We start from the raw sequence: 6,815 nt of genomic DNA, 5'->3' as shown, positions 1-6,815 counted from the left end.
GTTCTGTATCGCAATGGGTGGTATTCAAGTTAAACGCGAAGATCAAACATGTCGCATTCATTATCAGATACCAGACATCATAGACACCATAACAGGTGAAATATCACGTTCTCAAACAAAGTACGGTGATAAAGCTGTAAATCGCCCCGTTGGTGTTATGTGGGATGCTTTGGTTGTAATTACTCGTAAAGGTTCACCAACCATTGCAAGTAAAAAGCTAATAGAAACACAACGTAAATTAATGATTAACGCTGTTCAGTGGATTGATGAAGCTTATGAAATGGATCTGCTATTTAGACCATCACAGCAAGAACTAGATTTCATTGAATCGTGCGTTCGTCAAGATGAACAATATCAATGTTTATTTGCAGATTATGACGCTCTATCGAGTTGTATTCCTTATGTTGAGGGCGACAGCCCTCAGCACTTGGACTTGTGTCATTAACTGTAACCAATAATTTTAAGGAGCATAAAAATGCAAATCGAAGGCGCAATTACAGATTTAGAAGTTGTAAACAATACAGACCGTGATAACCGACCTTTGCCGCCTAGTGCAAAGTTTAAGTTTCACACCAAAAACCCTGCACAAATTATTGACGTTAAAGTCACAGCTGAACAATACGCTGGTGAAGAATATAAGCAACTTCAAAAGCTTGAATCAGATCCTAACGGATGGGGTTTAAAGCCTGCCCTACTTAATCTTGAATATTACGAGGGTTCAAACGTAGTTAATCAAATGGCTTGGAAAGGCTTCCGCTTACACTCAGTTAGCACAAAGGCTTAATTAAATGTCTGGCTCTAAATATTTAGCTGTTTGCCCTGTTGAGCCAGTCGAAAAGATTTGTCCCGTTGAGTTAGAAATTATCACTTATGAAATGCCGATAGCTCTAACTTACGAGACATTTAGCACTGTTTTATTGCCTCCAATAATCAGTGCTTTGTTACTTGCCTATTGTTGGAGAGCGCTCCGACGAATGGTTTTAAATAAACTTTAACAATGGAAATCTTTATTATGAATAAAGCAATTAAAATTATGGCTGGTTTAGCTGGCTTTGTGGCTGCTGGCACTGCTTCTGCTGCTGTTGATGCAACTGCTGCCGCTGGTACTTTTACAACTGATTTTGCTACTAACGCTGCAATTATCGGTGGTGCATTACTCGGTGCTGCTTTTGTAGCCATCGTTTGGAAGTGGCTTAAAGGTATGGCATTTAACTAATTACTAGTTATTTATGTATCTGCTAACCGCAGACGCAGTACTAATACTCTCTGGTTTATTAGTACTGTATATTTTATTTGATGATTAACTTTATCTTATTCTAAGCTTGCTCCCAGCTGCTTGTTTTATTTTTTAAGGCGCTTATATGCGATTGATAATTTTTTTATTGGCGCTTGTAAGTGCCTTTTCTTTTGCCAGTCCTCCTCCCGACTGGCCTAGTGATTTGAACTGGTACACACGTAAACAGCTTGAAGCACAACCAGTTTATTTTTGTGAGTCTACATATCGTTTTAAAATTGAAATGCAAGATGGAGCAGCCGCAGCTTGTAAAGAAAAAGTAGAACAAGCTTTTGCTGATCAGCCTTGTCCCGTTACTTCATCAGTTAGTAGTACTGGTTCAATATCTTATTACTTTGATAATTCGCAACGCTTTTGTGGTACTAATCAGCTTGCAAGTTTTTATAAATCAGATTTGTATAAAGAGGGTTGTCCGCCTTTAAATCATCCCAAACATAAAAATGAGTACGTTGATTCTCACGGAGAGAAATGGTGCCTTGAATCTTTTGATACTTGTCCTGTTGGTTATTATCCAAAGTCTGTTAGTCATATGATTGGCGATCCAAATATTTGTCATCCTCGTGATTGTCCCGAAGCTGGCGAAACTCAAGAAATGTATGTTGTTAAATATGGCAATGCTGAGCCATTTTCAGAATCGGGTGTATATTGTAATGACGGTTGCGCTGTGTCTGTTACTTTAGATCAAATTGTTAGTCCCAGCACTTCACGCGGTACATCATTAGGTTCTCATTGTGCTCCGTATCTAGATCCCAACAAAAAAATTGCTAATTTATCTGATGTTGATTCGTGTGTATCTTCACTACTTGATAATGGGCAGCCTTTTTTAAATTGTGACGGTACTGCAAACACACCTCCACCTGATGAATCAGATTTAGTACCTGATTCAACAATTAATAATGATAATTCTAAAGTTGATGATACGCCTTCTCCCAAAGCTAACAAACAAACCTGTGACGGTTCTGATCCCAACTGTTATATGGGCAACATTGAAGCACAAGTTGAAAACTCTGGCTTAGATATTATTCAAAATGAAAAAGATTTGCATAACAAGATGGTTGATGTTGAAACGCGCAACACTGATAAATTAGTTGAAGTTGTTCGTGATGTTGCCAAACTACAACTTGATCAAAATAAACAGCAAACTTATACACACGATGAATTAATAGCCAAGTTAGACGATTTAATTGCAAAACAAAGTGGTACTGGTACTGGTACTGGTGGTGGTACTGGTGATGGTGGTACTGGTGATGGTGGTACTGGTGATGGTGGTACTGGTGATGGTGGTGGTACTGGTGATGGTGATTGTGTTGGTACTCCCGAAGAATGCACTGGGATTGGAACTGGTGAAGGTTATGATTTGCCTGTTGAAACTATTGATTTAGAAAATTATCGTCAAAATTACATTGGTTTAATTCCTTCTGCGACTTTAGAAGCACAAAAATGTATTTCTCTTACATTTGGTAAAGAACTTTGCCTTGATTTCACTCACATAATCGACCTAATAAAAGCGTTTGGCTATCTACTTGTATTAGGTTCTTGGATTCATTCAGCTCGTATTTTAATTAGAGGACTATCTGCGTAATGCCTATTTTAATTCAAGCTTTTTTTACAGCGCTTGCAGCGCTTTTACCTCACCTAGTTATACAAGTTTTGTTTTCCGCTGGCTTTGGTGTTGTTGTTTATAATCTCGGTTCTTTCACTATCGACTACGCATTCCAACAAATGGGTGCTTATGTCGGTGCAATGCCTGCGGAATTTATCGGTGTGCTTTCTCTCGCTCAATTTGATGTAGCTGTTTCTATCATTTTTGGTACTTATGCCGCTGTCTTTACTTTGCTAGGTATTCGCTCTGGTTCTAAACAATCATTAAAATTTAAAGGTCTGCCACAATGATTTATTTAAGAACTGGTGTCCCAGGTGCAGGCAAAACGTTAAATACGATTAAAGAAATTTGCCAAGATGCGCGAACTACTCAAAAAACAAAATTTTATAACAATATAAAAGCGTTTCTTTTAGATATTGATGTTTGTAATTCCTTTCAAGGTTTTTTTTACGGTGTTATATGGCCGGAAGTCTTAGGTACTAAACAGCAAAAAACATATAGTGATAAAATCAAGGATATACATTCACAAAATAGACTTTGTGAATTGTCGGATTTTCCGTGGTTGTCTAGTCGTTATGCTCAATATGATACCGCAGCTGCTATAGATTTGTTTGTTAGTTGGTGTAAGCGTTGTTATCCAAAATCCAATCTACAACCGCTTGAAGAATATATTTCTAATGCTGATGATGTAACAATTGACGGTTTAAAACTCTTAAACTATCACTGGACGATGACTCATTCAGTTGATACTTGGTATGACTTACCTAATGGCGCTATTGCTGTTTTTGATGAATGTCAAGACCATTTTCCACCTTTAGCAAACAGTGCAAAAAGACCGCTTCACTATACAAAATTTCAAACTCACAGACATAGTGGTTTTGATATACATTTAATCACACAGCATTACACGTTTTTAGATAGTCACATACAAAAGACAACTAACAAACACGTACACTATTATCAGTTGTTCGGCTCTCAGCGTGTAACACGCTTCGAAAAAGACAGGCAATTTAATACTGATAATCCACGGGATAGGGATTTATGTATAAAAACGCAATTCAACCGTGATAAATCATACTATGGTGTCTATTGGTCTGCTGATGAACATACTTCAAGATTCAAAATGCCGCCTATACTTTTTTTGGGCCTAGTTGTACTCGCTATAATTGGTCTTTGTCTTTATGGCCTGTATCAAAACCTATATGTTAACCCCATAGGCACTGATAAAACCAAAGATAAAAAAACGCAAAACTTACCAGTTCAGCAAACCCAAACACAAACCAACTTTTTAAAACAGACTGATAAAAAAGTTTTGTATACTGATAAAGTAATTCATCCTTTATCTAAACTCTGTAAATCTTATGAATACGCAGGTCATAAAATAATTAAACGTGGTAACTTGGTTGATGTCGAACACATGATTAATTGCGTAACTGGTGATACTCAAATTAAAAAAGATACACAAACATTTACTATTGACGGTGAAGAACGTCAGACTGATAAAGCTGTCGAAGAACCTATTGTTAGACTTTTAAAACAAGACTATTTAGAGCGTCTTGGTTATAAAATTGATTTGCTTGGTTCTATGCCTGTTCTCCAATATTCAAACAAAGAAATAATTTTAGAAGCTTTTTAAAACAGGCAGGCAGGGGCGACCGTTAGCACCGACTGCCTGTTTAAAGCTGTACTTTAATTTTGCACTTTTGGGGTTTATTAAGGGGCTTGCCCCTTGATGCTAAACCACTACATAACTAAACTCGTTCATCATATCTAAACTGGCAAAATACCCTAAATTTAAAAAAATATGGCTGGTTCGCCCCTTGCTAAGCCAAGCCGTTGTATCGTTTAATACTATTGTTAAGACAATACTTTTATTTTTCAGCCTTAGCCAAAAATAAGGAGTTAAAACAATGGTTAAGGATTTTCAAATTCAATTTTATACACTTTTTTCTTCTGACTATGAACTAGCCGCAAAATCATTAGGTAAATCGTCTCGACAAATAAGGCGCTATTTAAAAACGGGTAACGTCTGCCCCACTGTTAAAATATTAGTTGATATTATGTATCGAGGTTATCTACCAAATAGTCATGGTTGGGGCGATATGTATATAGATAAAAACGGGGTTTTACACTCTTCATCTGGCAAGGCCACTTCTGGCGAAATAGCCTATTTACATAATTATAAATGGGTTGCACATCGAACAACGCAACAATTAAAAAACGCACGAAAAAGAATTGCGGAATTAGAAAAAATTTCAAATAGTGAAGAAATACAAAATGATTTATTAGACATAGTTGCCAAACTATCAAAAAAAGCTATCTAATTGATAAAATGACAATTTATGAATTAGCATAAATATATGAATTAAAAAGGGAATCTTTCGATTCCCTGTTTAACTTTAATATACATTAGAGGTTATACGGTCTAATTGAAAGCCTCCTGACTTTCTGGTTCTGCTGCAAGTCCTATACATAGACCAACAATCGCACATGCAGCACTAATCTTTTTTATAACTTCATTCCAAATTTTAGACTCTTCTTTTGATTTAGATTTTTCTAAAGCTAATTGCAATAAAGCTTCTTTAACATCAATACTCATATTTTCAGCAATGAATATCACTTGATTAGCTGTTAAGTGTCTTTCACCTTTTCTTATTTTTGATAAGTTACCTTGATGTAAATTCTCTACATCTGATAAGACTTGCTTGTCCTGTGTGTAACCCTTAAAACTTTTATATTTATCAATTAGATCGCTACTAAAAGCCATATAACCTCCTTAATAAATTAATTATAAGTATAAAAAATTAAAATTCATATTTAAGAAAATATCATATTTGACATATTGACACATGTCATTTTTGACATTAGGCTAAATATCAAATTTGACATATGGTCAATTTTAAGACGGATTTGATAAGGAAATATTTATGAATTTACCAGCTAAGAAAAATCAATTTGATTTATATCGCTCTGATATAGTTGTACTCGACACTGAAACTACTGGCTTAGATGAATATGCCCGTGTTTGTGAAATCTCGATTATTGATGGTTTTGGTAATGTTTTACTTGATACCCTTGTCAATCCAGAAATGAAAATTCCTCAAGAAGCAATCAATATACATAACATCACTAATGATATGGTTGCTAATGCCCCGACAATTATCGACCTTGGTTTAAAAATACAAGAAGCTCTATCAGGTAAAACACTTTGTATTTATAACTCTGGTTATGATACCCGTTTATTAAATCAATCATTTAATGTGCATTTAGATTTTGATAAGCATTGCTGGAATACTGCGTTTGATGTTTGCTGCATTATGCTAAATTACGCTGAATATTACGGCGAATTACAAGATCGTTACGGTCGTATGTCTTACCGTTGGCAACGTCTTACTAATGCCTGCGCTCAACAAGATATAGATACTAAAAATTTTACAGCTCACCGCGCACTCGGTGACTGTCAAATGACTCTCGCCCTTATGAATAAATTTATGAATATTTGTGAGGGTTAAATAATGTTTAAATATTTTGTTTTAATTTTTACTTTGTTAATCATATTTACTTATTTAGTAATTATTTATGGTTTTAATTTGGCTCTTGAGCATCAAAACATTGATCAAGTTCACGCGTATATTACTTATACAATAGGTACGTCTATATTCTGTGCTGTTTTTGTATTTTTGATGATACTTGTTATTCCAAATGATGAGTTAATAAAGTCAAAAAAAGGATTTAAAAATGCTTAATCAAGTTTTAGATCCTGCATATAAAGCAAAACAATCATTAAACGGTTTAGGTGTAGTTACTAACACTCATAAGGCAGTTTACCCAAGTGAAAATAATATTGATATTTATCGCGGTTATAGCTGCGATTTTCAAGAGCTTGAAGAATCTGGTGTTAATACTGCTCGAATGGCT

9 protein-coding genes and 1 pseudogene are annotated in these 6,815 nt (G+C 35.3%); 9 read left to right on the top strand and 1 reads right to left on the bottom strand.

From position 1 onward, the window contains the following. The 7 genes and pseudogenes from ABYD77_RS16805 to ABYD77_RS16775 all read left to right on the top strand — a co-directional run. Positions 1-445: pseudogene (locus ABYD77_RS16805) on the top strand (replication endonuclease); the annotation flags it as partial. 30 nt (positions 446-475) lie between these two features. Further along, the gene (locus ABYD77_RS16800; protein WP_372771253.1) at positions 476-784 is read left to right on the top strand and encodes a hypothetical protein; all 309 of its coding nucleotides are present in this window, start codon (positions 476-478) and stop codon (positions 782-784) included. Positions 785-1,012: 228 nt separating this feature from the next. Beyond that, positions 1,013-1,216, top strand: a complete 204-nt coding sequence (locus ABYD77_RS16795; RefSeq protein ID WP_372771252.1) for a hypothetical protein — start codon at positions 1,013-1,015, stop codon at positions 1,214-1,216. 145 nt (positions 1,217-1,361) lie between these two features. Beyond that, complete coding sequence (locus ABYD77_RS16790; protein ID WP_372771251.1) at positions 1,362-2,876, top strand: hypothetical protein; 1,515 nt, start codon at positions 1,362-1,364, stop codon at positions 2,874-2,876. Then, positions 2,876-3,187, top strand: coding sequence for a DUF2523 family protein (locus ABYD77_RS16785; RefSeq protein WP_372771250.1), 312 nt, complete (start codon positions 2,876-2,878; stop codon positions 3,185-3,187). Before ABYD77_RS16790 ends, ABYD77_RS16785 begins: the two co-directional genes overlap by 1 nt. Continuing rightward, entirely contained in the window at positions 3,184-4,533 is a 1,350-nt protein-coding gene (locus tag ABYD77_RS16780) for a zonular occludens toxin domain-containing protein (protein ID WP_372771249.1), read from the top strand. Before ABYD77_RS16785 ends, ABYD77_RS16780 begins: the two co-directional genes overlap by 4 nt. Before the next feature lie 274 nt (positions 4,534-4,807). Continuing rightward, a complete protein-coding gene (locus tag ABYD77_RS16775) occupies positions 4,808-5,221 on the top strand; it encodes a hypothetical protein (protein WP_372771248.1) in 414 nt (137 codons plus the stop codon). Positions 5,222-5,322: 101 nt separating this feature from the next. Here ABYD77_RS16775 and ABYD77_RS16770 read toward each other — a convergent pair whose 3' ends face one another. After that, positions 5,323-5,664, bottom strand: coding sequence for a hypothetical protein (locus ABYD77_RS16770; RefSeq protein WP_372771247.1), 342 nt, complete (start codon positions 5,662-5,664; stop codon positions 5,323-5,325). A 160-nt stretch (positions 5,665-5,824) separates the two neighbouring features. On the opposite strand from ABYD77_RS16770, the gene ABYD77_RS16765 reads away from it, so the two are divergent. Beyond that, positions 5,825-6,409 carry an exonuclease domain-containing protein gene (locus tag ABYD77_RS16765; RefSeq protein WP_372771246.1) on the top strand — a complete coding sequence of 195 codons (585 nt, stop codon included), beginning with the start codon at positions 5,825-5,827 and terminating at the stop codon, positions 6,407-6,409. 226 nt (positions 6,410-6,635) lie between these two features. Further along, a partial coding sequence (locus ABYD77_RS16760; RefSeq protein WP_372771245.1) for a hypothetical protein occupies positions 6,636-6,815 on the top strand: 180 nt, incomplete at its 3' end.

Source organism: Pseudoalteromonas sp. (genome assembly GCF_041629635.1).
Lineage (GTDB): Bacteria > Pseudomonadota > Gammaproteobacteria > Enterobacterales > Alteromonadaceae > Pseudoalteromonas.
Note: the sequence above shows the minus strand (reverse complement) of the source record. Positions and strands in the feature narration are given on the sequence as shown.

Coding starts and splice junctions, on each gene's coding strand:
- ABYD77_RS16800 (WP_372771253.1), top strand. CDS start 476: ATGCAAATCGAAGGCGCAATTACAGATTTAGAAGTTGTAAACAATACA.
- ABYD77_RS16775 (WP_372771248.1), top strand. CDS start 4,808: ATGGTTAAGGATTTTCAAATTCAATTTTATACACTTTTTTCTTCTGAC.
- ABYD77_RS16780 (WP_372771249.1), top strand. CDS start 3,184: ATGATTTATTTAAGAACTGGTGTCCCAGGTGCAGGCAAAACGTTAAAT.
- ABYD77_RS16790 (WP_372771251.1), top strand. CDS start 1,362: ATGCGATTGATAATTTTTTTATTGGCGCTTGTAAGTGCCTTTTCTTTT.
- ABYD77_RS16765 (WP_372771246.1), top strand. CDS start 5,825: ATGAATTTACCAGCTAAGAAAAATCAATTTGATTTATATCGCTCTGAT.
- ABYD77_RS16770 (WP_372771247.1), bottom strand. CDS start 5,664: ATGGCTTTTAGTAGCGATCTAATTGATAAATATAAAAGTTTTAAGGGT.
- ABYD77_RS16795 (WP_372771252.1), top strand. CDS start 1,013: ATGAATAAAGCAATTAAAATTATGGCTGGTTTAGCTGGCTTTGTGGCT.
- ABYD77_RS16785 (WP_372771250.1), top strand. CDS start 2,876: ATGCCTATTTTAATTCAAGCTTTTTTTACAGCGCTTGCAGCGCTTTTA.